The sequence below is a fragment of the Yersinia sp. Marseille-Q3913 genome, from assembly GCF_963892745.1.
Classification (GTDB): domain Bacteria; phylum Pseudomonadota; class Gammaproteobacteria; order Enterobacterales; family Enterobacteriaceae; genus Yersinia; species Yersinia bercovieri.
In genome coordinates this window covers 60,203-84,952 of the sequence record NZ_CAWQAF010000012.1, presented here as the reverse complement: position 1 = coordinate 84,952, position 24,750 = coordinate 60,203, and the positions used below count along the sequence as shown (strand labels likewise).

Genomic DNA, 24,750 nt, shown 5'->3' with positions numbered 1-24,750 from the left:
TTCGATATCGTCTTGCGAGTGCCCACACAGATTGTCTGATAAATTGTTAAAGAGCAGTGAGTTATCAACCTTCCGGTCAGTAACTCGAGGTGCGCATATTACGCTTTCCTCATTCAGAGTCAACTACTTATTTCGTTGAATTTCTCTGTTCTCTTTGCCGGTCACTTAACTACTTGATTCGTTGTGTGCCGTCTCGATGGATGCGCATTATAGGGAGTCGAGTTTTTTGCACAACTCTTTTTTCGTCTTTTTTTACTGTTTGAATACTTTTCACTCCTTACGCGCAGATCTTGGTCGATCCATTGCATTTTCACTGGGATTCCCATCTTCGATTGATTGTAATTCCAGCAACAAAGGCTAGTATTGCCAGTAAAATGTGATCTTATAAAAGAGGTTATTGTTATGTCTGATGCTATTCGCCCCTATCTACATTATTTACCAACGCTAGGTGATCGCGTCATGGTCGATAGATCCAGCGTGATCATTGGCAATGTTATTCTGGGCGATGATGTCAGTGTCTGGCCGTTGGTCGCGATTCGGGGTGATGTCAATCAGGTCGTCATTGGCGCACGTTCAAATATCCAAGACGGTAGTGTGTTACATGTGACCCATAAGTCTGAAAATAATCCTGAAGGGAACCCGCTGATTATTGGCGAGGACGTGACGGTTGGCCACAAAGCTATGCTTCACGGTTGTACTATCGGCAACCGAGTACTCGTTGGAATGGGATCGATCCTGTTAGATGGGGCAGTAATAGAAGATGATGTGATGATTGGAGCCGGTAGCCTGGTTGCCCCGGGGAAACGATTAGTTAGTGGTTACCTCTATATGGGCAGCCCGGCTAAACAAGTCCGTCCGTTAACACCGGCGGAATATGAAGGTCTGCTCTACTCTGCCAGTAACTACGTACGCTGGAAAGATGACTATCTGGCCGAAACTAAATAAGTAGCAATAGTAGATGCAGGAAATAGGTCATTATCTTTCCTGCATTATTCTGTGCTCTTATTATTTACCTAACTCATCACGCAACTGATTTAAGACCGGTGCAATTTCTGGCATCACACCGTGCCAGAGTTGGAAAGCATGTGCCGCTTGCCCCACCAGCATACCCAGACCATCGGCATAGTTTGTCACGCCTAACCTCTTACTCCAGACTAAGAATGGGGTATCCTCAGCTTGATAAAACATATCATAGCAGCGCGTTTGCGGGCCGATGATATTCGTAGGTAAGTTTGGAACCTCACCATGAATACCTGAGGCAGTGGCATTTATGATTAAATCAAAGCGCTGCCCATTCAGGGTCTGCATTTCGGTAGCATCAATATCACCCAAATGGTGGAATACTTCAGCAAGCTGCTGCGCACGCGCATAAGTGCGATTAGTAATAACCACCTTGCACCCGTATGAGAGTAAAGGGAGGATAACACCACGGGCCGCCCCGCCCGCGCCCACAAGCAGGATAGTGTCGGTTTCTTGGATCAGGTGCAGCCGTTGAAGATCACTGAGCAAACCAATGCCGTCGGTATTGTCACCTAATAAGCGGCCATCTTTTAATTGCTTGATCGTATTAACCGCCCCTGCCAATGACGCACGATCTGTCAGTTCATCACATTTTGCATGCGCACGTTCTTTAAACGGCGTGGTGATGTTCGCACCCGCTGCGCCACGCACAAAAAAGGACGATAATACCTCCTCAAATGTTTCATTAGGTGCAAGTACCTTACCGTATTGATGCTCTATACCTGTTTGCTCAGCAAAAAGTGCATGGATCCTCGGCGATTTACTATGCCCAATTGGATTACCAAACACTGCGAACTTCTGATCCATGCTATTTCCTACCCTTGGCGAAATTGCTTACCGGTTAAGGCGTCTCTGATTTCAGATGGGTTTAAACGACCACCAACCTTGCCAAAAAGCACCGGTAGTGAAGGGCCAAATTGTATTCTCACTTCTTCATCTGTACGGCAAGGTTCATGACCACTTAAGTTAGCGCTGGTTGAAACCAATGGTTTGCCATATTGCAAGCAAAGCTGTTGCACAAGTGGGTGGTCACTCACCCTCACGGCCAATGAATCAAAGCTACCCGTTAGCCAACGTGGCGTTTCAGCCCGAGCAGGAATCACCCAAGTTACCGCACCTGGCCAACAGGAAAAAATAGTCTCTCGTTGTGAGTCACTTAACGCCGAGTCGTCAACATAAGGTTTTAATTGTTCATAATTGGCGGCAATCAGGATCAAACCTTTCTGCCATGGCCGCTGTTTTAAGGCTAATAGAGCATTCACTGCCTTTTCGCTATCAGGATCACAGCCTAAACCAAAAACAGCTTCTGTCGGATAGGCAATAACCTCCTCTTGCTGCAATGCCCACAGCACATCAGCCAAAACGTTACTCTTCTCTTTCATGCTTACTCTGTTATCACTCACTTGCCACGACCTTCCCACATAACTTGCTGGCGCAAAAACGTTTGACGCCTTGTGCTGTTCTCTTTTCCATTAATAATGGATAGTGGCAATAGCCACAGTTTCCGGCAATAGGCTGCTGGTTAATGGTAAATTGGCAATCCGGATAACGGTTACAGGCATGGAAAACCTTCCCAAACCGTGACTTACGCTGTAGCAGTTTTCCTTGACCACATTGTGGGCAATCGATTGACGTCTCATCAGGTTTATCAATCATTTCGGTATGGTCACATTGTGGATATTGGCTGCAACCAATAAACATACCAAAACGCCCTTGTCGCAATACCATTTCTGAACTACATTCTGGGCAAAGCTGCCCATCCAGAACTTTCACGATATGACCATCAGATTGCGCTTTTAGCGGGCGCATATACAGGCAGTCGGGATAATGCGAACAACCAAGGAATGGGCCATGGCCACCGCTGCGAATGACTAAAGCCGATCCGCATTCAGGACACGACCCATTATCCTTGGCAGTAACTGTTTTCGTCATAACGCCTTCTGTATTAAAGTTATTAGCCCGTGATGTTACCACCTAGTGCAAATAACCTTCATTGACTTCAAAAAGTAACTCTTCCATCTGCTGATAGGCAATTTCATAACCCGGTATGTTAAACAACACCATCAGCACAACCCATTTAAGATCTTCCAGATCGATCTCATTAGAATCTAACGCCATAATACGATCGATAACCATTTCGCGGGTATCAAAGTGTAGTACCTGAATTTGTTCAAGAAATAGGATAAAACCACGACAAGTGGTATCCAGGCGTTGAGACTCTTCCACAGTATAAATACGTAATGCTTGCGGATCGGCGGCATAGAGATAAGGTGCTTTCTGCCCTTCTTGTAGGTCAGCAAGAGCCTCCAACCAGTTCAGGGCGTTGTTGATATCCTCGCGATAGAAACCTGCGTCAGCAAGATCGTCAGTAATCTTATCTTGGTCGACAAGCATTTCCGACTCGTTATGCATATAAGTTTCAAATAAGTAAATTAAAACGTCGAACATGGCCTGCCCTCCTTAATCGGACATAGCCGCCGGGTACAGCTGCGATCCACCCTGCTAACTCCAGCTCGAGCAACTTGCTTACGATCTCTGGTACAGGTTGGCCGGCACGTTCGGCGACGACATCAACGGGTGTCACCTCATCTCCTACGTTAGCCAACACATCAGCAAATGGCAATTCAACTTGCCTCTCTGATGAAGAAATAATTGCTTTCTCAGGTAATGATATCCATTGAAGTGAACCGCCTAGCTGCTCGGCGACCCCTTGTACCGAGCTTGCCAAATAGGCTCCTTGCTGGATCAACCAATGCACACCTTCGCTGGTTTCACTCCCTAATGGCCCCGGCAAAGCAAAAACATCTCTCCCTTGTTCAATAGCATAGCGGGCAGTAATTAAAGAGCCACTTTTCATTGTGGCCTCAACAACTAACACAGCCGAGCTTAATCCACTAATGATGCGGTTTCTTCTGGGGAAATGAGCGGCAATCGGTAATGCGGTCGTCAAAAACTCAGAGACCAATGCCCCGCCTTGGTGCTCGATCTCTTTGGCTAACTGACTATGTCGCCGTGGATAGATATTTTCTAATCCACTGCCTAATACCGCGATAGTCTTACCTTTCGCGCTCAAAGCCGCCTGATGACAGATCCCATCGATCCCCATGGCAAGGCCGCTGGTGATAGCTAACCCAGTTCGGGCCAGTTCTGAAGCAAAATGGCGGCCCCACTGTTCACCATAATGGCTAAAATGGCGGCTCCCAACCATGGCGATCTGTGGGCGATAGAGGACATCCAGTTCGCCGGAAACAAAAAGCACCAAAGGTGCGCCTGAAATATGGGTTAAACGGGGTGGGTAGCCTGGCTCACCATAGGTCAATAAGTGATGAGAGGGGTGATTCAGCCAGGTTAATGTGGCTTCAATATAGTGGGGGTCTACCTGATAAAACTGCTGACACTGGTGCGGACTCAGCCCATAAGCGGCTAAGCGACCAGGATGAATATCACCACTGGCAAGTAACCGCCTGACCAATCCACTGCTCTTTGCTACGCCAAATCCCTTAACCTTGCTCATCCTGAGCCATAATTCTGCTGCTAACATATCGCCTCCCTGGCTTGTTTCCTAAGCTGACACCGATTTGTTCAATTGGTAGCCAATGCTGTCAATCCGAGCGAGAAATGTCTAGAATAGAGATTGAATATCATTCACTACTCGGACGCAGATCTAGATATTTATGTCAGTATTACAAGTATTACATTACCCAGATGAGCGGCTGCGCAAAATTGCTGCGCCGGTAAAAGAAGTCAATGGTGAAATCCAGCGCATTGTAGACGACATGTTCGAAACGATGTACGCAGAGGAAGGTATTGGTCTTGCCGCAACACAAGTGGATGTTCACCTACAAATTATCGTCATTGATGTCTCGGAAAACCGTGACCAACGTCTGGTGCTAATTAACCCAGAGCTGTTGGAAAAAAGCGGAGAAACCGGCATCGAAGAAGGTTGTTTATCAATTCCTGAGCAACGTGCATTGGTTCCTCGAGCCGAAAAGGTAAAAATCAGAGCGCTAGATCGCGATGGTAAACCATTCGAGCTGGAAGCTGATGATTTATTAGCGATTTGTATCCAGCATGAGATGGATCACTTGGTTGGAAAACTGTTTGTGGACTATTTGTCGCCGCTGAAACGTCAGCGTATCCGCCAAAAGCTGGAGAAAATGGCCAAGTTGAATGCCCGTGACAACTAACCCCTTCTAATGCAGGAAACCTACGTGTCTGACTCTTTGCGGATTATTTTTGCCGGAACTCCTGATTTTGCAGCGCGCCATCTTGGCGCGTTGTTGTCTTCCCAGCATCAGATTGTTGGTGTTTTCACTCAACCTGACCGCCCAGCCGGACGAGGCAATAAACTTACCCCTAGCCCGGTTAAAGTATTGGCAGAACAACAGGGTATCCCCGTTTTTCAGCCAAAATCATTACGGCCAGAAGAGAACCAACATTTAGTTGCCGATCTTAATGCAGATATTATGGTAGTGGTCGCTTATGGCCTGATTCTGCCAGCATCTGTATTGGCAATGCCGCGATTAGGCTGCATCAATGTCCATGGTTCCCTACTGCCACGCTGGCGTGGTGCTGCACCAATCCAACGTTCAGTATGGGCTGGAGATGCAAAAACTGGGGTAACCATCATGCAGATGGATGTTGGGCTAGATACTGGTGATATGCTGCATAAAATTGAATGTGATATTCAGCCGGAAGATACTAGTGCGACACTGTACGATAAATTGGCACAATTAGGCCCTCGGGGCTTATTGATAACACTGCAACAATTGGCCGAAGGTTGTGCACAGCCAGAAGTACAAGATGAAGCACAAGTGACTTATGCAGAAAAACTCAGCAAAGAAGAGGCTAAATTGGATTGGTCACTTTCTGCTGCTCAGTTAGAACGTTGTATTCGTGCTTTTAATCCTTGGCCAGTTAGCTATTTTGTCGTTGATGAACAGCCGGTTAAAGTCTGGCAAGCACAGGTACTCCCAGCGGTTGATAATACCAAGCCCGGAACCATCATTCATGCAGATAAGCATGGTATCCAGGTTGCAACAGCACAGGGTGTTTTAAATATCACTCAACTGCAACCTGCTGGGAAAAAAGCCATGTCTGCCGCTGACTTATTAAACTCACGTCGCGAGTGGTTTACTCCCGGTAACCAGTTAGTATAAAAGATCTATTTAATCATATACCCAATAGATTTCCTGGTGCAGGAAGGCGGCAAACAAGAGGATCCCGATGAGCTTATACAAGTAAGTGATTCGGGTGACAAATCTGCAACTTGAAAGATGACGGGTATAAATTTCATCGCCCGATACTTCATCATCGGGCCACTTTCCCTTTATTTGCTGACGTTTGTTGGCTTTTTTGGTTATGAAAAACACATATAATCTCCGCAGCATCGCTGCCAAAGCAATTAGCCAGGTATTGGATCAGGGGCAATCGCTCAGTACCGTTTTACCTGGGCTACACAACAGTATTTCTGATAAAGATCGCGCATTGCTGCAGGAGTTGTGTTTTGGCACTTTGCGTGTCTTGCCGCAATTAGAGTGGTGCATCCAGCAGTTGATGGCTCGCCCGATGACGGGTAAGCAGCGCGTTTTTCATTATCTGATTATGGTTGGACTGTATCAGCTAATTTACACCCGTATCCCCCCCCATGCCGCTCTGGCAGAGACAGTTGAAGGTGCTACTGCGCTAAAACGCCCACAATTAAAGGGGCTAATTAACGGTGTATTGCGTCAATTCCAGCGCCAACAAGTTGAACTACTGGGGCGTGCGGCAAATAATGATAGCCGCTATCTACATCCAAGCTGGTTATTGGCACGGATTAAGCTGGCTTATCCCGATCAGTGGCAGCAAATTTTAGATGCAAATAACCAGAAACCGCCAATGTGGTTGCGTGTTAATCGCCTACACCATACACGCAGTGAATATCTCGAACTCTTAAAACAAGCCGATATAGATGCAGCCCCACATGACGTTTATCCCGATGCATTGCGCCTTATCACACCCTGTGCCGTCAGTGCGCTACCCGGTTTTGAACTTGGCTGGGTCACCGTGCAAGATGCATCAGCTCAAGGGTGTGTTGATCTGCTTGATCCACAAAATGGCGAACAGATCCTTGATCTCTGCGCAGCCCCCGGCGGCAAAACAACGCATATTCTGGAAGCGGCACCAAAGGCCCATGTATTGGCGGTTGATATTGATGAACAACGCCTCAGCCGGGTGAAAGAGAATTTACAACGCCTGCAACTGCATGCTGTCGTACGTGTCGGCGATGGCAGAACCCCAGAGGCATGGTGCGGAGATCAACAATTTGATCGTATTCTGTTAGATGCGCCTTGCTCAGCAACCGGGGTTATTCGCCGCCACCCTGATATTAAGTGGTTACGCCGAGACAGTGACATTGCTGAACTCGCTCAATTGCAATCTGAGATCATTGAAGCTATCTGGCCTAAACTGAAAAAAGGTGGCGTAATGGTTTATGCTACCTGCTCTATATTGCCGGAAGAGAATCAGCAACAGATTACCGCTTTCTTGCAGCGTCATTCTGAAGCCGAATTGGTTGAAACAGGTACGACTGCAGCGCCCGGTAAACAGAATCTGCCCCACCCTGAGGATGGCGATGGTTTCTTTTATGCCAAGTTAATCAAAAGGCTAAGTTGATCAAAAAATAGTCGTGGCTTTTGCTATGCCTCAAACCTAATTTCAGTGTGAAACAGAGAGCGCTATGAAAATAATTATTCTTGGGGCGGGGCAAGTTGGTGGAACCCTGGCGGAAAATCTGGTGGGTGAAAACAATGATATCACTGTCGTTGATGTTGACTCCGGCCGCCTACGCCAGTTGCAAGATAAATTTGATCTACGTGTAGTCCAGGGGCATGGTTCGCACCCTCGCGTTTTACGAGAAGCGGGGGCAGAAGATGCTGATATGTTGGTTGCAGTGACGAATTCTGACGAAACCAATATGGTTGCCTGCCAAATAGCCTACTCACTATTTAATACGCCAAACCGTATTGCTCGTATTCGTTCAGCTGAATATATCCGCGAAGCCGACAAATTATTTCTTCCAGAAGCCGTTCCTATTGATCATCTAATATCACCAGAACAGCTGGTTATCGACTATATCTACAAATTAATCGAGTATCCCGGTGCTTTGCAGGTGGTTAATTTTGCTGAAGGTAAAGTCAGTATTGCCGCCGTTAAGGCCTATTATGGCGGGCCGCTGGTAGGGAATGCATTGTCATCCCTACGTGAACATATGCCGCATATTGATACCCGCGTTGCCGCTATATTTCGTCAAGATCGTCCGATTCGTCCCCAGGGCTCAACTATCATTGAAGCGGGTGATGAAGTCTTCTTTGTCGCAGCCTCACAGCATATTCGCGCGGTAATGAGTGAGTTACAGCGTTTAGAGAAACCCTACAAACGCATTATGATTGTTGGCGGCGGGAATGTGGGGGCAGGCTTAGCCCTACGATTGGAAAAAGATTACAGCGTAAAATTAATTGAACGCGACCAGCAGAGAGCTGCCGAATTAGCCGAAATGCTGCATGACACAATTGTTTTTTATGGTGATGCTTCAGATCAAGAATTACTGGCAGAAGAGCACATTGAGCAGGTAGATGTTTTTATCGCGATTACCAATGATGATGAAGCCAATATTATGTCAGCTATGCTGGCAAAACGTATGGGTGCAAAAAAGGCGATGGTATTAATCCAACGTAGCGCTTATGTTGATCTGGTTCAGGGAAGTGTCATTGATATAGTTATTTCACCACAACAAGCCACTATTTCTGCGCTGTTAGGCCATGTTCGTAAAGCAGATATCGTCAGCGTGTCCTCGCTAAGACGTGGTGTTGCTGAGGCGATAGAAGCTATTGCCCATGGTGATGAAAGCACATCAAAAGTTGTCGGCCGAATGGTTGAAGATATCAAGTTGCCGCCAGGTACGACGATTGGGGCTATTGTGCGCGGTGATGAAGTTATTATTGCTAACGGTAATTCCATTATTAAGCAGGGCGATCATGTTGTGATGTTTATTACTCATAAGAAATTTGTTCCCGACGTTGAACGGCTGTTCCAACCAAGTCCATTCTTCTTGTAATGAATAATAGTTAAGCTAACCAAGCTAACTTATAAATTAAAACTAATCCCATGGGGGATTGGGAAAAATTTCCTATAATTATGCTCGTACCGAGTTTTATTTAGCTAAAATTAAGTCATTCATTTTGAAATGGGGTGTGGGTTATGAGTTTTATGAAGGAATTTCGTGAATTTGCCATGCGTGGCAATGTGGTAGACTTAGCTGTCGGTGTAATTATTGGTGCGGCATTTGGCAGAATTGTTTCTTCACTTGTTGCCGATATCATTATGCCCCCATTGGGCTTATTACTAGGTGGCGTCGATTTTAAACAATTCCATTTCGTATTACGCGCTGCCGAAGGGACGATACCTGCAGTTGTAATGAATTACGGTACCTTCATTCAAAGTATTTTTGATTTTGTTATTGTGGCCCTGGCAATATTCTCCGCAGTTAAGCTTATGAATAAAATGCGCCGTGAGAAAGCGGAAGAACCTGCAGCAGCGCCGGCACCAACAACTGAAGAGAAGTTATTAGCAGAGATCCGTGATTTGCTGAAAGCACAGCAATCAAAATAATTTCAATTCGCTAGTACGTTAACGCCATCAGACCGATGGCGTTTTTATTACCCGTAAATCAGAAGGCCAGTGGTAAAGAATCTATCGATTGCTTACCACTGGCCTCCCAGTTACCACCTTTTGCGTGTTTATCTTTACGCTGGTAACTCCCTTTTCCTTTACTACTCTTCTCAATGCGCTGCCTGAAAAGGGGGTCATGGAGTAGCGCTTCTAATGCATTATCTTTTATTTTTCCTTTGGTATGGCGATATGTCGTCATAATGGTGCCTCACTGATGATATAGATTAAAAAACCCACAGATGATACTGCTTGTTTGAACCAAATTAAGCTCCCCATCTAAAAAACTCTAACCTTAAACTAATTCTTCAGCCGCTCCCTGCTCCAATGCTTCCAAAATAGAGCAATAAGTCGTCGCATGTGAACTCCCACAACAAGCATTACTAAGACGTTTCAGTGACTCACGCATTTTTTTCAGCTCAGCAATCTTGCTTTCTACATCATGTAACCGCGAATCGACAATTGCCTTGGACTCTTGGCATGTATGATGTGCAGGATCGACGCGGATCGACAGTAATTCAGCGATAGTTTCCAATGTAAACCCGAGCTGCTTCGCATAACGGATAAACCGCAAGCGCTGCAAATCTTGTTCATTATAAAGTCTATAACCGCCTTCCGTCCGTTCACCGTGTTGCATCATGCCTTGCTTCTCATAGTACCGAATAGTATCTGGTGTAACATCGGCAAGTTTAGCGAGTTGCCCAATTTTTAACATTACTTATCCCTCTTTTAACAGCTTATCAGCCACTTTATGTTGATACTCTAGATGCAGAAAATCAGTGCTAATTCCCGCTTGTCTCAGTCGCATCTCTAGCAAGAACAACCGCTTATGCAGTTTTACATGATCATCATGCTGCTTTTCTAGCTGTGATAACAAGTCAACAATAGTAAGTGCTTCCTGACGGTCTTGCAATTGAGGAGGAAGGTATCCTGCATTTTTCAGTAATCTATACCCAACTCTCAGATCGAGAGGAACAAAGGCATCATCATCGAGTTGTAGCGGCTTCCCATTTCCTGGCAGATTATCGAGCTCGCCATTTTCCAGGGCTTGAATAATGTGTCTTTCAACCCATTCATCAATTAATGCCATATCCACCTCAGAGAGAAGACCTTTCAAAATTGAAGGTTAGTTAAGATTAATGGACTCACGGATAAATAATAGGGGGAAAAGAGGCAAAGCACGAGGGTATGAATTACGTCATTGAATTATAGACGTAAAAAAACCGGGCAAGCCCGGTTTTTTTACGCGTTTACAGATTACTCTGCAGCAACTACTTCTGCTTGCGATGCAGCACGATCAACTAACTCGATGTAAGCCATCGGTGCGTTGTCGCCTGCACGGAAGCCACACTTAAGAATGCGAGTGTAACCACCGGCGCGGCTCGCGAAACGCGGGCCTAGCTCGTTAAACAGTTTTGCCACGATCTCGTTATCACGAGTACGGGCGAATGCCAGACGACGATTAGCTACGCTGTCGGTCTTGGCAAGAGTAATCAGCGGCTCAACAACGCGACGCAGCTCTTTCGCTTTCGGCAGGGTCGTCTTGATTATCTCATGACGAACCAAAGAGCCGGCCATGTTACGGAACATAGCCTGGCGATGGCTGCTGTTACGGTTCAGTTGACGACCACTCTTACGATGGCGCATGACCTTATCCTTCTCAGTAAAACCTTAACCTGTGATCCGGTTACTCGTCAGCAATGCTAGCTGGCGGCCAATTTTCTAGGCGCATGCCTAAAGAAAGACCACGTGAAGCGAGCACGTCTTTAATCTCAGTAAGAGATTTTTTACCCAGGTTCGGCGTTTTCAGCAACTCAACCTCGGTACGCTGTACCAGATCACCGATGTAGTGGATAGCTTCTGCCTTGAGGCAGTTAGCAGAGCGGACAGTCAATTCCAGATCGTCAACAGGGCGCAGCAGGATCGGATCAAACTCTGGCTTCTCTTCTTTAACTTCCGGCTGACGTACATCACGTAGGTCAACGAAAGCTTCAAGCTGTTCAGCCAAGATAGTTGCCGCACGGCGGATCGCCTCTTCAGGATCGATCGTACCATTGGTTTCCATCTCGATAACCAACTTGTCCAGGTCGGTACGCTGTTCTACACGCGCTGCTTCAACATTGTAGGCAATACGCTCTACAGGGCTATAGCATGCGTCTACTAACAGACGACCAATCGGGCGCTCATCTTCTTCCGAATGAATTCGGGCAGAAGCCGGCACATAACCACGACCACGTTGAACTTTGATACGCATACTAATAGATGCGTTTTCATCGGTCAGGTGGCAGATAACGTGCTGCGGCTTGACGATTTCGACATCACCATCATGGGTGATATCGGCTGCAGTCACAGGGCCAATGCCAGACTTATTCAGGGTAAGAATAACTTCATCTTTACCCTGAACTCTCACCGCCAGCCCTTTCAGGTTGAGCAGGATCTCCAGGATATCTTCCTGTACGCCTTCTTTGGTGCTGTACTCATGCAGTACACCATCAATCTCAACCTCGGTCACCGCGCAACCCGGCATAGATGAAAGCAGAATACGGCGCAGTGCGTTGCCGAGAGTATGGCCAAAGCCACGCTCTAACGGCTCAAGGGTCACCTTGGCGTGCGTCGAACTGACTTGCTCGATATCTACCAGGCGCGGTTTTAGAAACTCTGTCACAGAACCCTGCATTGTGTCCTCTCTTTGGTACTAAGCTTTACTTGGAGTAAAGCTCGACGATCAGGTGTTCATTAATGTCCGCAGACAGATCAGTACGTTCAGGAATACGTTTGAACACACCTTCCATCTTGACAGCATCAACTTCCAGCCAAGTCGGCTTTTCACGCTGCTCAGCCAGCTCCAAAGCTGCCTTAACACGAGACTGCTTTTTAGCTTTCTCACGGATGCTGACTACGTCATTCGGAGATACCTGATAAGAAGCGATGTTAACAACGCGACCATTTACCATGATAGCTTTATGACTAACCAGCTGACGTGATTCAGCACGAGTTGCGCCAAAGCCCATACGGTAAACTACGTTATCCAGACGACCTTCCAGCAGTTGCAACAGGTTTGCACCAGTGTTGCCTTTCAGACGTGCTGCTTCTTTATAGTAGTTACGGAATTGACGTTCTAGAACACCATAGATACGGCGAACTTTTTGCTTTTCACGTAACTGCACACCGTAGTCAGACAGACGCGGTTTACGCGCACCGTGCTGGCCAGGTGGTTGTTCGATCTTACACTTGGTGTCAATCGCACGAACGCCAGACTTAAGGAATAAGTCTGTGCCCTCACGACGGCTCAGCTTGAGCTTAGGCCCCAAATATCTTGCCATTTTCTCTCTCCAACAAACCTAAAAGCAGCGTTATACGCGGCGCTTTTTCGGCGGACGACAACCGTTATGAGGGATCGGAGTCACATCAGTAATATTAGTGATGCGGAAACCAGCCGCGTTTAACGCACGGATAGTAGACTCACGGCCCGGACCAGGTCCTTTAACCATAACTTCCAGATTCTTGATACCGTATTCTTTCACTGCGTCAGCGCAGCGCTCTGCTGCAACTTGCGCTGCGAACGGAGTAGACTTACGAGATCCACGGAAACCGGAACCACCTGCTGTTGCCCAACCCAATGCGTTACCTTGACGATCTGTAATGGTAACGATGGTGTTGTTGAAAGAAGCATGGATATGAGCCACACCGTCAGAGACTGTCTTTCTTACACGCTTACGTGCACGAATAGGTGCCTTTGCCATTATTCAATCACCCCGATTATTTCTTGATCGGTTTACGCGGACCCTTACGGGTACGTGCGTTGGTCTTAGTACGCTGACCGCGAACTGGTAGACCACGACGATGACGCAAACCACGATAAGTCCCAAGGTCCATCAGACGCTTGATGCTCAGGGTCACCTCACGACGCAGATCACCTTCTACAACGTACTTGGCAACTTCGTCACGCAGCTTCTCGATTTGCTCTTCAGACAGCTCACTGATCTTAACATTTTCAGCAATACCCGCTGCAACACAGATAGCCTGTGAGCGAGTTTTACCGATGCCGTAGATCGCAGTCAATGCGATAACGGTATGTTTCTGATCAGGAATGTTAATGCCTGCTATACGGGCCACTATGCACTCCTACTATTTTATACAGCAATACCATTCTGAAAAGCCCGTTTTCAGGATACTCAAATAGCATTGCAGTCACATACAAAAGATTGGCTGGCTAATCTAGCCAGCTCAACCCAACTTTGCAAGAAAAATATGCAAGATAAATCAGCCTTGACGCTGTTTATGCTTTGGTTCGGCACTGCAGATTACGCGAACGACACCGTTACGCTTAACAATTTTGCAGTTACGACATAATTTCTTGACGGAAGCACGAACTTTCATTTTTACTCTCCGTAACTTCTCAAACATCCCTGATTAGCGGTTATAGCCTTTCAGGTTTGCTTTCTTCAATGCAGACTCGTATTGACTCGACATCATCAGAGTTTGCACTTGAGCCATAAAGTCCATGATGACCACCACTACGATAAGTAGGGAGGTACCACCAAAGTAAAATGGTACTTTCATCGCGTCACGCATGAACTCCGGGATCAGGCAGATGAAAGTAATATACATCGCACCAATTAAGGTTAGACGCGTCATTACTTTATCGATGTACTTCGCCGTTTGCTCTCCCGGACGAATTCCTGGCACGAATGCACCGGACTTCTTCAGGTTATCTGCTGTTTCACGCGGGTTGAAAACTAGCGCCGTGTAGAAGAAACAGAAGAAGATGATTGCAGACGCATAGAGTAACACATAAAGCGGCTGTCCTGGCTGCAAATACATCGAAATAGTCGTCAGCCAGTTCCAACCTGTCCCGCCCCCAAACCATGATGCAATCGTGGCAGGGAACAGAATTATGCTGGAAGCAAAGATTGCTGGGATAACCCCGGCCATGTTCACTTTCAACGGTAAGTGTGTGCTCTGTGCTGCATAAACACGACGACCTTGTTGACGTTTAGCATAGTTAACGACGATACGACGTTGACCACGTTCAATGAAAACAACGAAGAAGGTTACTGCAAACACTAATACTGCAACCAACAGCAACAGGAGGAAGTGCAGGTCGCCTTGCCGAGCTTGCTCGATGGTATGGGCTATTGCAGGTGGTAGACCAGCAACAATACCAGCAAAGATTATGATTGAAATACCGTTACCGATACCACGCTCAGTAATCTGTTCGCCAAGCCACATCAGGAACATTGTCCCGGTGACCAAGCTAACAACAGCGGTAAAATAGAAAGCAAAGCCTGGATTGATTACCAGACCTTGCATCCCAGGCATATTCGGTAGACCGGTAGCAATACCGATCGATTGGAATATAGCCAATACCAACGTGCCATAACGGGTGTACTGGCTAATCTTACGACGGCCAGCTTCCCCTTCTTTCTTAATTTCTGCTAACGCTGGATGAACCACCGTTAACAGCTGGATAATAATTGATGCCGAAATATACGGCATGATACCCAAGGCAAAGATAGAAGCACGACTGAGAGCACCACCAGAGAACATGTTAAACATTTCAATGATGGTCCCTCTCTGCTGCTCGAGCAATTTAGCAAGCACAGTGGCATCGATACCAGGAATCGGAATAAAAGAGCCGATACGGAAAACAATAAGCGCACCGATAACAAACAAAAGTCTGCGCTTCAGTTCGCCTAATCCGCCTTTAGCACTTTGAAAATCTAATCCTGGTTGCTTAGCCATCTGCTACTTATTCCTCAATTTTACCGCCAGCAGCTTCGATAGCAGCACGAGCGCCTTTGGTGACACGCAGACCACGAAGAGTTACCGCACGAGTGATTTCGCCTGAAAGCATAACTTTCGCGAACTCAATCTGGGTACCAACAACGTTAGCGGCTTTCAGCGTGTTCAGGTCGATTACGTCGCCTTCCACTAAAGCCAGTTCAGACAGACGAACTTCTGCTGTGATCATAGCTTTGCGAGAGGTGAAGCCGAATTTCGGCAAACGACGATATAAAGGCATCTGACCACCTTCAAAACCACGACGTACGCCACCGCCAGAACGTGAGTTCTGACCTTTGTGACCACGACCAGCAGTTTTACCCAGGCCAGAACCGATACCACGACCTACACGCTTCGGCGCATGCTTGGCACCTTCAGCCGGAGACAGAGTATTTAAACGCATCTGTTACTCCTCAACTTTAACCATGTAGGAAACCAAGTTGACCATACCACGTACAGCGGGAGTATCCTCACGCTCTACAGTATGACCAATACGACGCAGACCTAAACCGATCAGAGTTGCCTTGTGTTTCGGCAAACGACCGATACTGCTTTTTGTTTGAGTTACTTTAATAGTCTTTGCCATGGTTATTTCCCTAGAATTTCTTCGACGGACTTACCACGCTTGGCAGCGACCATTTCTGGGGATTTCATATCTTCCAGAGCTAAAATAGTTGCACGAACCACGTTGATCGGGTTAGTAGAACCATATGCCTTGGCCAATACGTTATGAACCCCTGCAACTTCCAAGACGGCGCGCATTGCACCACCGGCAATAATACCGGTACCTTCAGAAGCTGGTTGCATGAATACACGAGAACCCGTGTGAGCACCTTTAACTGGGTGCTGCAGAGTACCGTTATCCAAAGCAACATTAATCATAGCGCGACGGGCTTTTTCCATCGCTTTCTGGATCGCTGCCGGAACTTCGCGTGCTTTGCCGTAGCCAAAACCAACGCGACCGTTACCATCACCAACTACTGTCAGTGCGGTAAAGCTGAAAATACGGCCACCTTTTACGGTTTTAGATACGCGGTTTACCGCGATCAGCTTTTCCTGCAGTTCGCCAGCTTGTTTTTCGATGTGTGACATCTTACACCTCTACCTTAGAACTGAAGGCCAGCTTCACGGGCAGCATCTGCCAGTGCCTGGACTCGACCATGATATTGGAAACCGGAACGGTCAAAGGATACTTTCGTGATCCCTTTTTCCAATGCGCGCTCTGCAACAGCTTTACCTACAGCTGCGGCGGCATCTTTGTTGCCGGCGTACTTCAATTGCTCATTGATAGCTTTTTCTACAGTAGAAGCTGCTACCAAAATTTCAGAACCGTTTGGTGCAATAACCTGCGCGTAAATATGGCGTGGGGTACGATGTACCACCAGGCGAGTCGCACCCAGTTCTTTGAGCTTGCGGCGTGCGCGGGTCGCACGACGGATACGAGCTGCTTTCTTATCCATAGTGTTACCTTACTTCTTCTTAGCCTCTTTGGTACGCACGACTTCGTCGGCGTAACGGACACCCTTGCCTTTATAAGGCTCAGGACGACGGTAGGCACGCAAATCTGCTGCAACCTGACCAATCACCTGCTTATCAGCGCCTTTCAGCACGATTTCAGTTTGGGTCGGGCATTCGGCAGTGATGCCAGCCGGCAATTCATGGTCAACTGGATGAGAGAAGCCTAAGGCTAAATTCACCACGTTGCCTTTAACTGCGGCACGGTAACCTACGCCTACCAGTTGAAGCTTCTTAGTGAAGCCTTCGGTAACACCAACGACCATTGCGTTAAGCAGTGCACGAGTGGTACCCGCTTGGGCCCAACCGTCTACAGCGCCTTCGCGTGGAGCGAAAGTCAATGTATTATCTTCTTGCTTAACTTCAACAGCGCTATGGACGGTACGAGTCAGCTCGCCGTTCTTACCCTTTATCGAAATAACCTGACCGTTGAGTTTTACCTCTACGCCGGCAGGAATGACGACGGGTGCTTTTGCAACACGAGACATTCTTTCCTCCCGAATTAAGCTACGTAGCAGATAATCTCGCCACCAAGACCAGCTTGGCGAGCTGCACGATCGGTCATAACACCTTTAGAGGTAGAAATAACAGCGATACCCAAACCGGCCATAACTTTTGGCAGCTCATCTTTTTTCTTATAGATGCGCAGACCTGGACGGCTGATACGTTGAATGCTTTCTACCACTGCCTTGCCCTGGAAATACTTAAGTGCTAATTCCAAAGTAGGCTTAGTGTCGCCTTCGATTTTAAAATCTTCAATAAAGCCTTCTTCCTTCAGAACGTTGGCAATTGCCACTTTCAGCTTGGAGGAAGGCATGGTGACCGCAACTTTGTTTGCGGCTTGACCGTTACGGATACGGGTCAGCATATCCGCGATCGGATCTTGCATGCTCATCTGTCTTTACTCCCGTGATTCAATTGGTGACAATTACCAGCTAGCCTTTTTAAGGCCCGGGATTTCACCGCGCATTGCGGTTTCACGGACTTTAATACGGCTCAACCCGAACTTCCGCAGGAAACCATGCGGACGACCAGTTTGGTTGCAGCGGTTACGCTGACGGGACGGGCTGGAATCACGCGGCAGAGACTGCAGCTTCAGAACAGCATTCCAACGATCTTCGTCGGATGAGTTCACACCAGAGATAATAGCTTTTAATTCCTCGCGTTGAGCGCGGTATTTGTTAGCTAGTTTCACGCGAACGACTTCGCGTGCTTTCATTGATTGCTTAGCCATCAGTAACCCTACCTTACTTGCGGAATGGGAATTTAAAAGCAGCCAACAATGCACGGCCTTCATCATCGGATTTCGCAGTAGTGGTAATGGTAATATCCAAACCACGTACACGATCGACTTTATCGTAGTCGATTTCCGGGAAGATGATCTGCTCGCGCACACCCATGCTGTAGTTTCCACGACCATCGAATGACTTAGCGGACAAGCCACGGAAGTCACGGATACGCGGAACAGCAATGGTAATCAGACGCTCAAAGAATTCCCACATGCGTTCGCCACGCAGGGTTACTTTACAGCCGATCGGATAGCCCTGACGGATTTTGAAGCCTGCAACAGATTTGCGTGCTTTGGTGATAAACGGCTTTTGGCCGGAGATAGCTGCCAAGTCAGCTGCTGCATTATCCAGCAGTTTCTTGTCAGCGATCGCTTCACCAACACCCATGTTCAGGGTGATCTTCTCGACCCGAGGGACTTGCATGACAGAGTTGTAGCCAAACTGAGACATCAGTTGTTTGACCACCTCGTCTTTGTAGTAATCATGCAGTTTCGCCATCGTATTACTCCAAATTACTTGATAGTTTCGCTGTTAGATTTAAAGAAACGGACTTTTTTGCCGTCTTCGAATCTAAAGCCTACACGGTCAGCCTTACCGGTTGTCGCGTTGAACAGCGCAAGGTTGGAAACTTGAATTGCAGCTTCTTTTTCAACAATGCCACCTGGTTGGTTCAGGGCCGGAACCGGCTTCTGATGTTTTTTAACCAGGTTGATACCTTCAACAATGACCTTACCAGCAGACAGGACATTCTTTACTTTACCGCGCTTACCTTTGTCTTTCCCGGTTAGCACGATAACTTCGTCATCACGACGGATTTTCGCTGCCATGGTTCGCTCCTTAGAGTACTTCTGGTGCCAGAGAGATAATTTTCATGAACTTCTCATTACGCAGTTCACGAGTTACCGGCCCAAAAATACGCGTGCCGATTGGCTGCTCGCTGTTATTATTTAAAATAACACAAGCGTTACCATCGAAGCGAATGACAGAACCGTCCGGGCGACGTACACCCTTCTTGGTGCGCACCACTACCGCCTTCAGAACATCGCCTTTCTTCACCTTGCCACGAGGAATTGCTTCCTTGATGGTGATCTTGATGATGTCGCCGATGCCTGCGTAGCGACGGTGCGAGCCACCTAGAACCTTGATACACATTACGCGACGTGCACCGGAGTTGTCGGCCACGTTCAGCATAGTCTGTTCTTGGATCATGTTAGTGCTCCGCTAATGTCAACTACTACTTTAGGACCCAGAATAGGTCGTTTAAAAGCCCCACTAATGAGGGCGCGGCATTATAACACCGGTTCCACATCCTTTGATAGGAAAAAGTGGGTAGAAAAAATAAGCGGCCCACTTTCTGAGCCGCTTATTATGTTCGAGTCAGCTACTCTATTACAGAATCGCTTTCTCTACAACGCGAACAAGCGTCCAAGACTTAGTCTTTGACAGTGGACGGCATTCGCGGATTTCTACCACGTCACCGATACCACATTCATTGTTCTCGTCATGTACATGCAATTTCGTCGTACGACGGATGAATTTCCCGTAAATCGGGTGCTTCACCACACGTTCGATAGCAACAACCATGGATTTCTCCATTTTGTCACTAACTACGCGACCTTGCAGAGTACGGATTTGGTCAGTCATTACGCACCCGCCTTTTCAGTCAGTAAAGTCTTAACACGTGCGATATTACGGCGCACTTGTTTCGACAGGTGAGTTTGTTGCAGCTGGCCACTAGCCGCCTGCATGCGCAAATTAAATTGCTCACGCAGCAGGTTGAGCAGCTCAGTGTTCAGCTCTTCAACGCTTTTTTCACGCAGCTCTTGTGCTTTCATTACATCACCGTCTTAGTTACAAAGGTGGTTCCTACAGGCAGTTTCGCTGCAGCGAGCTTAAATGCTTCGCGAGCAGTTTCTTCCGGCACACCAGCCATTTCAAATAAAACTTTTCCTGGCTGGATCAGGGCAACCCAATACTCTACGTTACCCTTACCTTTACCCATACGTACTTCGAGCGGCTTCTCGGTGATCGGTTTGTCCGGGAATACACGGATCCAGACCTTACCTTGACGCTTAATTGCACGTGTCATCGCACGACGGGCTGCTTCGATTTGACGAGCCGTCAGGCGGCAACGGCCACAAGCTTTCAGGCCGAACTCACCGAAGCTAACATCCGTACCTTGCGCAAGGCCACGGTTACGGCCTTTGTGCATCTTACGGAATTTTGTACGCTTTGGTTGTAACATCAGCGATTCTCCTTACTTGCGGCCTTTACGCTGCTGCTTTTTAGGTTGAGCAGCCGGTTCCGGTTGTTCAACAGCAGCCATACCACCCAAGATCTCACCTTTGAAGATCCATACCTTTACGCCGATTACACCATAAGTGGTGTGCGCTTCAGATGTGTTGTAATCGATATCCGCACGCAGTGTATGCAACGGAACACGACCTTCACGGTACCATTCGGTACGCGCGATTTCAGCACCGCCAAGGCGGCCGCTTACTTCAACTTTGATACCTTTAGCGCCAAGACGCATTGCGTTCTGTACAGCACGCTTCATAGCACGACGGAACATAACGCGACGTTCCAGCTGTGAAGTGATGCTGTCAGCAACCAATTTTGCGTCCAGTTCCGGTTTACGGACTTCGGCGATGTTAATCTGTGCAGGAACGCCAGCGATATCCGCTACGACCTTACGCAGTTTTTCGACATCTTCACCTTTCTTGCCGATAACGATGCCAGGACGAGCGGTGTGAATAGTCACACGGATGCTCTTCGCTGGACGCTCGATAACGATGCGAGAAACGGAAGCTTTCGCTAATTCTTTAGTCAAGAATTGGCGAACTTTAAAGTCGCTGTCCAGGTTGTCAGCGAATTCTTTGGTATTTGCGTACCAGGTAGAGTTCCAAGCTTTGACAATACCTAGTCGAATACCATTAGGATGTACTTTCTGACCCATTGCTAGTCTCCAGAGTCTCAGCGATCGGACACAACCACAGTAATGTGGCTGGTGCGCTTCAGGATGCGATCTGCACGACCTTTTGCACGCGGCATAATGCGCTTCATGCTAGGGCCTTCGTCTACGAAGATCTTCGTGACTTTCAGATCATCGATGTCAGCGCCATCGTTGTGTTCTGCGTTAGCAATGGCAGACTCCAGCACTTTCTTAACCAAACCAGCAGCTTTCTTGTTGGTATAGGCCAGAGTTTCCAGAGCTTGCGACACTTTCTTACCGCGAATCAGGTCCGCTACCAAGCGAACCTTCTGAGCAGAAGAACGAGCGTGGCGATGTTTAGCGATAGTTTCCATCTCTTCCTCCTACCTTAGCGCTTTTTAGCCTTTTTATCGGCCGCATGGCCGCGATAAGTACGGGTCGGCGCGAATTCACCCAATTTGTGACCGACCATTTCATCGGAAACAAATACAGGAACGTGCTGACGACCATTATGGACAGCGATGGTCAAACCGATCATATTTGGAAAGACCGTTGAACGACGGGACCAAGTCCGAATTGGCTTCTTGTCTCCGCTTTCCACCGCTTTCTCTACCTTCTTCAGCAAGTGCAGGTCAATGAAGGGACCTTTCTTGAGAGAACGTGGCATGGCTTATCCTCTAATTATTTTTTACTACGGCGACGTACGATGAACTTATCAGTACGCTTGTTGCTACGGGTCTTCTTACCTTTGGTCTGAACGCCCCACGGGGTTACCGGGTGCTTACCAAAGTTACGACCTTCACCACCACCGTGTGGGTGATCTACCGGGTTCATCGCCGTACCGCGAACGGTAGGACGAATACCACGCCAACGACTAGCACCTGCTTTACCCAGGACACGCAGCATATGTTCAGCGTTACCGACTTCACCTAAGGTGGCGCGGCAATCAGCTAGAACCTTGCGCATTTCGCCGGAGCGCAGACGCAGAGTAACGTAGGAACCGTCACGAGCAACGATCTGAACGTATGCACCAGCAGAACGAGCCAATTGGCCGCCTTTACCTGGTTTCATTTCTACGTTATGAACCGTTGAACCAACTGGGATGTTACGCATAGGCAGGGTATTACCTGCTTTAATTGCAGCATCAACGCCAGATTGAATCTGGTCACCAGCTTTCAGGCCTTTCGGCGCCAGGATGTAACGGCGTTCGCCGTCTTTGTACAGAACCAACGCGATGTTCGCGGAACGGTTCGGATCGTACTCCAGACGCTCAACCACAGCAGGGATACCATCTTTGTTGCGTTTGAAGTCAACCAGACGATAATGTTGCTTGTGGCCACCACCGATATGACGGGTAGTGATACGGCCATTGTTGTTACGGCCACCGCTTTTGCTTAATGCTTCAAGCAACGGGGCATAAGGCTTACCCTTGTGCAGCTCAGGGTTAACCACTTTAACAACGTGGCGACGACCCGGAGATGTAGGTTTACATTTAACAATTGCCATTGTTTACTCCTCCGACTTACTCTGCGCCGCCGATGAAGTCCAGATTCTGGCCTTCTTTCAGGGTGACGTAAGCTTTTTTCCAGTCGCTACGACGACCAACACGCTGACCGTGACGCTTACTCTTGCCTTTAACCAGCAAGGTGTTAACGTCTTCGACTTCGACTTCAAACAGTTTCTGCACTGCAGCTTTAATTTCTGCTTTGGTCGCGTCTTTGGCAACTTTGAGAACGATGGTGTTATTCTTTTCCATCGCAGCGGACGCTTTTTCAGATACATGCGGCGCGCGCAGTACTTTCAGCAGACGTTCTTCACGAATCATGCCAGCATCTCCTCAACTTGCTTCACAGCATCAGCAGTCATAACCACCTTGTCGAAGGCGATCAGGCTAACTGGGTCGATACCGGCTACATCGCGAACGTCAACCTTGTACAGGTTGCGAGCTGCCAAGAACAAGTTCTCGTCCAGTTCACCCGTTACGATCAGCACATCTTCCAGAGCCATATCTTTCAGTTTCTGCGCCAGCAACTTAGTTTTAGGTGCTTCAACAGAGAACTTTTCGACAATGATCAGACGATCTTGACGTACCAGTTCGGACAGAATGCTTTTCAGCGCGCCGCGGTACATCTTTTTATTTACTTTCTGACTGTGATCCTGAGGCTTCGCAGCAAAGGTCACACCACCTGAACGCCAGATTGGGCTCTTTACAGAACCTGCACGCGCACGGCCGGTACCTTTTTGACGCCACGGCTTCTTACCGGAACCTGTTACTTCAGCGCGGGTCTTCTGAGCACGAGTACCTTGACGGGCACCTGCTGCATAAGCAACAACAACCTGATGTACCAGCGCTTCGTTGAAATCACGACCGAAGGTAGTTTCGGAAACAGTCAGCGCGCCTTGCGCGTCTTTCAATACTAATTCCATTGCTATCCCCTTACGCCTTCACAGCTGGTTTAACGATCAGGTTGCCACCGGTTGCGCCCGGTACAGCACCCTTAACCAACAGCAGGTTGCGCTCAGCGTCAACACGTACTACGTCCAGGCTTTGAACGGTTACACGTTCGTCACCCAGGTGGCCAGCCATTTTCTTGCCTTTGAACACTTTGCCCGGAGTCTGGTTTTGACCGATAGAACCCGGAACACGGTGAGACAAGGAGTTACCATGGGTAGCATCTTGGGTACGGAAATTCCAGCGCTTAACAGTACCGGCAAAACCTTTACCTTTAGACGTACCTGTAACGTCGACTTTCTTAACGTCTGCAAAAATCTCGACGCTAATTTCTTGACCAGCAGTAAACTCTTGACCTTCTGGAAGGCGGAATTCCCACAGACCACGGCCAGCTTCTACGCCAGCTTTAGCGAAATGACCCGCTTCTGGTTTAGTAACGCGGTTAGCTTTTTTAGCACCGGTAGTTACTTGCACAGCACGGTATCCGTCATTCTCCAGGCTTTTGACCTGAGTTACGCGGTTCGCTTCAATTTCGATAACAGTTACTGGGATTGAAACGCCATCTTCAGTGAAGATACGAGTCATGCCCACTTTTTTACCGACTAAACCAATCATTGTTTCAACCTCTCAATCGCTCAATGACCTGATTAACCCAGGCTGATCTGCACGTCTACACCGGCAGCCAGATCCAGACGCATCAGAGCATCAACGGTTTTCTCGGTTGGCTCAACGATGTCAACTAGACGCTTGTGAGTGCGAATTTCGTACTGATCGCGCGCATCTTTATTGACGTGCGGAGAGATCAGAACAGTAAAGCGCTCTTTGCGAGTTGGCAGCGGGATCGGACCACGAACCTGCGCACCAGTGCGCTTGGCAGTCTCGACGATTTCCGCAGTTGATTGATCGATCAAACGATGATCAAACGCTTTCAGGCGGATACGGATTCTTTGGTTCTGCATGAGACCAGAGCTCCAATTATTTATAAACGTAAATGATTACTCCTCACACCCATTTCGATTGATGGGGGAGTGTAATCGTTCAACATATAA

General features: G+C 47.8%; 42 protein-coding genes. 6 read left to right on the top strand and 36 right to left on the bottom strand.

Annotated elements, in window-relative coordinates:
* The first annotated feature begins 402 nt into the window (after positions 1-402).
* A complete protein-coding gene (locus AACW11_RS07340) occupies positions 403-945 on the top strand; it encodes a gamma carbonic anhydrase family protein (protein ID WP_212586287.1) in 543 nt (180 codons plus the stop codon).
* Between the two features lie 60 nt (positions 946-1,005).
* Here AACW11_RS07340 and aroE read toward each other — a convergent pair whose 3' ends face one another.
* The 5 genes from aroE to dprA are packed head-to-tail and all read right to left on the bottom strand — an operon-like array spanning position 1,006 to position 4,561.
* Complete coding sequence (aroE, locus tag AACW11_RS07335) at positions 1,006-1,827, bottom strand: shikimate dehydrogenase (protein ID WP_212586286.1); 822 nt, start codon at positions 1,825-1,827, stop codon at positions 1,006-1,008.
* Positions 1,828-1,835: 8 nt separating this feature from the next.
* Positions 1,836-2,402, bottom strand: a complete 567-nt coding sequence (gene tsaC / locus AACW11_RS07330) for an L-threonylcarbamoyladenylate synthase type 1 TsaC (protein WP_212586285.1) — start codon at positions 2,400-2,402, stop codon at positions 1,836-1,838.
* Between the two features lie 13 nt (positions 2,403-2,415).
* The gene (locus tag AACW11_RS07325; RefSeq protein ID WP_212586284.1) at positions 2,416-2,952 is read right to left on the bottom strand and encodes a DNA topoisomerase family protein; all 537 of its coding nucleotides are present in this window, start codon (positions 2,950-2,952) and stop codon (positions 2,416-2,418) included.
* Positions 2,953-2,994: 42 nt separating this feature from the next.
* Positions 2,995-3,468, bottom strand: a complete 474-nt coding sequence (locus tag AACW11_RS07320) for a DUF494 family protein (RefSeq protein WP_032814325.1) — start codon at positions 3,466-3,468, stop codon at positions 2,995-2,997.
* Positions 3,440-4,561 (bottom strand): DNA-protecting protein DprA, encoded by a 1,122-nt coding sequence (gene dprA / locus AACW11_RS07315; RefSeq protein WP_212586283.1) that lies wholly within the window; start codon positions 4,559-4,561, stop codon positions 3,440-3,442. The genes AACW11_RS07320 and dprA overlap by 29 nt, the downstream gene beginning before the upstream one ends.
* Before the next feature lie 133 nt (positions 4,562-4,694).
* Between dprA and def the strand changes: the two genes are divergently transcribed.
* From def to mscL, 5 genes are all read left to right on the top strand, one after another.
* Entirely contained in the window at positions 4,695-5,207 is a 513-nt protein-coding gene (def, locus tag AACW11_RS07310) for a peptide deformylase (protein WP_004875091.1), read from the top strand.
* A gap of 24 nt (positions 5,208-5,231) precedes the next feature.
* Positions 5,232-6,179: a methionyl-tRNA formyltransferase gene (fmt, locus tag AACW11_RS07305; RefSeq protein ID WP_212586282.1), complete on the top strand. Its 948-nt coding sequence runs from the start codon at positions 5,232-5,234 to the stop codon at positions 6,177-6,179.
* Between the two features lie 202 nt (positions 6,180-6,381).
* A complete protein-coding gene (gene rsmB, locus AACW11_RS07300) occupies positions 6,382-7,677 on the top strand; it encodes a 16S rRNA (cytosine(967)-C(5))-methyltransferase RsmB (RefSeq protein WP_212586281.1) in 1,296 nt (431 codons plus the stop codon).
* Positions 7,678-7,741: 64 nt separating this feature from the next.
* Positions 7,742-9,118, top strand: a complete 1,377-nt coding sequence (gene trkA, locus AACW11_RS07295) for a Trk system potassium transporter TrkA (RefSeq protein ID WP_050099603.1) — start codon at positions 7,742-7,744, stop codon at positions 9,116-9,118.
* Positions 9,119-9,261: 143 nt separating this feature from the next.
* Positions 9,262-9,672: a large-conductance mechanosensitive channel protein MscL gene (mscL, locus tag AACW11_RS07290; protein ID WP_005271814.1), complete on the top strand. Its 411-nt coding sequence runs from the start codon at positions 9,262-9,264 to the stop codon at positions 9,670-9,672.
* A 58-nt stretch (positions 9,673-9,730) separates the two neighbouring features.
* On the opposite strand, the gene AACW11_RS07285 is transcribed toward mscL, so the two are convergent.
* From AACW11_RS07285 to rpsJ, 31 genes are all read right to left on the bottom strand, one after another.
* Positions 9,731-9,931, bottom strand: coding sequence for an alternative ribosome-rescue factor A (locus AACW11_RS07285; RefSeq protein ID WP_212586280.1), 201 nt, complete (start codon positions 9,929-9,931; stop codon positions 9,731-9,733).
* 93 nt (positions 9,932-10,024) lie between these two features.
* On the bottom strand, positions 10,025-10,444 hold the full coding sequence (zntR, locus tag AACW11_RS07280; protein ID WP_212586279.1) for a Zn(2+)-responsive transcriptional regulator: 420 nt from the start codon (positions 10,442-10,444) through the stop codon (positions 10,025-10,027).
* Positions 10,445-10,447: 3 nt separating this feature from the next.
* Positions 10,448-10,819 carry a DnaJ family domain-containing protein gene (locus AACW11_RS07275; RefSeq protein ID WP_212586278.1) on the bottom strand — a complete coding sequence of 124 codons (372 nt, stop codon included), beginning with the start codon at positions 10,817-10,819 and terminating at the stop codon, positions 10,448-10,450.
* Between the two features lie 167 nt (positions 10,820-10,986).
* On the bottom strand, positions 10,987-11,376 hold the full coding sequence (rplQ, locus tag AACW11_RS07270) for a 50S ribosomal protein L17 (RefSeq protein ID WP_004391407.1): 390 nt from the start codon (positions 11,374-11,376) through the stop codon (positions 10,987-10,989).
* Positions 11,377-11,416: 40 nt separating this feature from the next.
* Positions 11,417-12,406 carry a DNA-directed RNA polymerase subunit alpha gene (locus tag AACW11_RS07265; RefSeq protein ID WP_002438685.1) on the bottom strand — a complete coding sequence of 330 codons (990 nt, stop codon included), beginning with the start codon at positions 12,404-12,406 and terminating at the stop codon, positions 11,417-11,419.
* A gap of 25 nt (positions 12,407-12,431) precedes the next feature.
* Positions 12,432-13,052 carry a 30S ribosomal protein S4 gene (gene rpsD, locus AACW11_RS07260; protein WP_002218949.1) on the bottom strand — a complete coding sequence of 207 codons (621 nt, stop codon included), beginning with the start codon at positions 13,050-13,052 and terminating at the stop codon, positions 12,432-12,434.
* Between the two features lie 30 nt (positions 13,053-13,082).
* Positions 13,083-13,472 (bottom strand): 30S ribosomal protein S11, encoded by a 390-nt coding sequence (rpsK, locus tag AACW11_RS07255; RefSeq protein ID WP_004709234.1) that lies wholly within the window; start codon positions 13,470-13,472, stop codon positions 13,083-13,085.
* Between the two features lie 16 nt (positions 13,473-13,488).
* Positions 13,489-13,845, bottom strand: a complete 357-nt coding sequence (gene rpsM, locus AACW11_RS07250; protein ID WP_004702348.1) for a 30S ribosomal protein S13 — start codon at positions 13,843-13,845, stop codon at positions 13,489-13,491.
* Between the two features lie 147 nt (positions 13,846-13,992).
* Positions 13,993-14,109 carry a 50S ribosomal protein L36 gene (gene rpmJ / locus AACW11_RS07245; protein WP_002227352.1) on the bottom strand — a complete coding sequence of 39 codons (117 nt, stop codon included), beginning with the start codon at positions 14,107-14,109 and terminating at the stop codon, positions 13,993-13,995.
* A 33-nt stretch (positions 14,110-14,142) separates the two neighbouring features.
* Entirely contained in the window at positions 14,143-15,474 is a 1,332-nt protein-coding gene (gene secY, locus AACW11_RS07240; RefSeq protein ID WP_002213344.1) for a preprotein translocase subunit SecY, read from the bottom strand.
* A 7-nt stretch (positions 15,475-15,481) separates the two neighbouring features.
* Positions 15,482-15,916: a 50S ribosomal protein L15 gene (gene rplO / locus AACW11_RS07235; protein WP_004391411.1), complete on the bottom strand. Its 435-nt coding sequence runs from the start codon at positions 15,914-15,916 to the stop codon at positions 15,482-15,484.
* A gap of 3 nt (positions 15,917-15,919) precedes the next feature.
* Positions 15,920-16,099 (bottom strand): 50S ribosomal protein L30, encoded by a 180-nt coding sequence (rpmD, locus tag AACW11_RS07230; protein WP_002213339.1) that lies wholly within the window; start codon positions 16,097-16,099, stop codon positions 15,920-15,922.
* A 2-nt stretch (positions 16,100-16,101) separates the two neighbouring features.
* Positions 16,102-16,605 (bottom strand): 30S ribosomal protein S5, encoded by a 504-nt coding sequence (gene rpsE, locus AACW11_RS07225; protein ID WP_004875101.1) that lies wholly within the window; start codon positions 16,603-16,605, stop codon positions 16,102-16,104.
* Between the two features lie 14 nt (positions 16,606-16,619).
* A complete protein-coding gene (rplR, locus tag AACW11_RS07220; protein ID WP_004391413.1) occupies positions 16,620-16,973 on the bottom strand; it encodes a 50S ribosomal protein L18 in 354 nt (117 codons plus the stop codon).
* A 9-nt stretch (positions 16,974-16,982) separates the two neighbouring features.
* Complete coding sequence (rplF, locus tag AACW11_RS07215) at positions 16,983-17,516, bottom strand: 50S ribosomal protein L6 (protein ID WP_005271806.1); 534 nt, start codon at positions 17,514-17,516, stop codon at positions 16,983-16,985.
* A 14-nt stretch (positions 17,517-17,530) separates the two neighbouring features.
* Positions 17,531-17,923: a 30S ribosomal protein S8 gene (rpsH, locus tag AACW11_RS07210; RefSeq protein WP_019213301.1), complete on the bottom strand. Its 393-nt coding sequence runs from the start codon at positions 17,921-17,923 to the stop codon at positions 17,531-17,533.
* A gap of 33 nt (positions 17,924-17,956) precedes the next feature.
* Complete coding sequence (gene rpsN, locus AACW11_RS07205) at positions 17,957-18,262, bottom strand: 30S ribosomal protein S14 (RefSeq protein ID WP_004391418.1); 306 nt, start codon at positions 18,260-18,262, stop codon at positions 17,957-17,959.
* Between the two features lie 13 nt (positions 18,263-18,275).
* Positions 18,276-18,815, bottom strand: a complete 540-nt coding sequence (gene rplE / locus AACW11_RS07200; RefSeq protein ID WP_004391419.1) for a 50S ribosomal protein L5 — start codon at positions 18,813-18,815, stop codon at positions 18,276-18,278.
* Positions 18,816-18,829: 14 nt separating this feature from the next.
* Positions 18,830-19,144: a 50S ribosomal protein L24 gene (gene rplX / locus AACW11_RS07195; protein ID WP_004875104.1), complete on the bottom strand. Its 315-nt coding sequence runs from the start codon at positions 19,142-19,144 to the stop codon at positions 18,830-18,832.
* Between the two features lie 10 nt (positions 19,145-19,154).
* Complete coding sequence (gene rplN, locus AACW11_RS07190) at positions 19,155-19,526, bottom strand: 50S ribosomal protein L14 (RefSeq protein WP_002213325.1); 372 nt, start codon at positions 19,524-19,526, stop codon at positions 19,155-19,157.
* Between the two features lie 180 nt (positions 19,527-19,706).
* Positions 19,707-19,961, bottom strand: coding sequence for a 30S ribosomal protein S17 (gene rpsQ, locus AACW11_RS07185; RefSeq protein WP_002228135.1), 255 nt, complete (start codon positions 19,959-19,961; stop codon positions 19,707-19,709).
* Entirely contained in the window at positions 19,961-20,152 is a 192-nt protein-coding gene (rpmC, locus tag AACW11_RS07180) for a 50S ribosomal protein L29 (RefSeq protein WP_005159843.1), read from the bottom strand. Before rpmC ends, rpsQ begins: the two co-directional genes overlap by 1 nt.
* Positions 20,152-20,562, bottom strand: coding sequence for a 50S ribosomal protein L16 (gene rplP / locus AACW11_RS07175; RefSeq protein ID WP_002218940.1), 411 nt, complete (start codon positions 20,560-20,562; stop codon positions 20,152-20,154). Before rplP ends, rpmC begins: the two co-directional genes overlap by 1 nt.
* 12 nt (positions 20,563-20,574) lie before the next feature.
* The gene (gene rpsC, locus AACW11_RS07170; protein ID WP_002221644.1) at positions 20,575-21,273 is read right to left on the bottom strand and encodes a 30S ribosomal protein S3; all 699 of its coding nucleotides are present in this window, start codon (positions 21,271-21,273) and stop codon (positions 20,575-20,577) included.
* 17 nt (positions 21,274-21,290) lie between these two features.
* A complete protein-coding gene (gene rplV, locus AACW11_RS07165) occupies positions 21,291-21,623 on the bottom strand; it encodes a 50S ribosomal protein L22 (RefSeq protein WP_004391423.1) in 333 nt (110 codons plus the stop codon).
* Between the two features lie 14 nt (positions 21,624-21,637).
* Positions 21,638-21,916, bottom strand: a complete 279-nt coding sequence (gene rpsS, locus AACW11_RS07160) for a 30S ribosomal protein S19 (RefSeq protein WP_002213430.1) — start codon at positions 21,914-21,916, stop codon at positions 21,638-21,640.
* Between the two features lie 14 nt (positions 21,917-21,930).
* Positions 21,931-22,755, bottom strand: a complete 825-nt coding sequence (gene rplB / locus AACW11_RS07155) for a 50S ribosomal protein L2 (RefSeq protein ID WP_005271802.1) — start codon at positions 22,753-22,755, stop codon at positions 21,931-21,933.
* Between the two features lie 16 nt (positions 22,756-22,771).
* Complete coding sequence (gene rplW / locus AACW11_RS07150) at positions 22,772-23,074, bottom strand: 50S ribosomal protein L23 (RefSeq protein ID WP_005159841.1); 303 nt, start codon at positions 23,072-23,074, stop codon at positions 22,772-22,774.
* Positions 23,071-23,676, bottom strand: a complete 606-nt coding sequence (rplD, locus tag AACW11_RS07145; RefSeq protein WP_004716380.1) for a 50S ribosomal protein L4 — start codon at positions 23,674-23,676, stop codon at positions 23,071-23,073. The genes rplW and rplD overlap by 4 nt, the downstream gene beginning before the upstream one ends.
* A 10-nt stretch (positions 23,677-23,686) precedes the next feature.
* Positions 23,687-24,316 carry a 50S ribosomal protein L3 gene (gene rplC / locus AACW11_RS07140; RefSeq protein WP_004709250.1) on the bottom strand — a complete coding sequence of 210 codons (630 nt, stop codon included), beginning with the start codon at positions 24,314-24,316 and terminating at the stop codon, positions 23,687-23,689.
* A 32-nt stretch (positions 24,317-24,348) separates the two neighbouring features.
* Positions 24,349-24,660: a 30S ribosomal protein S10 gene (gene rpsJ / locus AACW11_RS07135; protein WP_001181005.1), complete on the bottom strand. Its 312-nt coding sequence runs from the start codon at positions 24,658-24,660 to the stop codon at positions 24,349-24,351.
* Between the last annotated feature and the right edge of the window lie 90 nt (positions 24,661-24,750).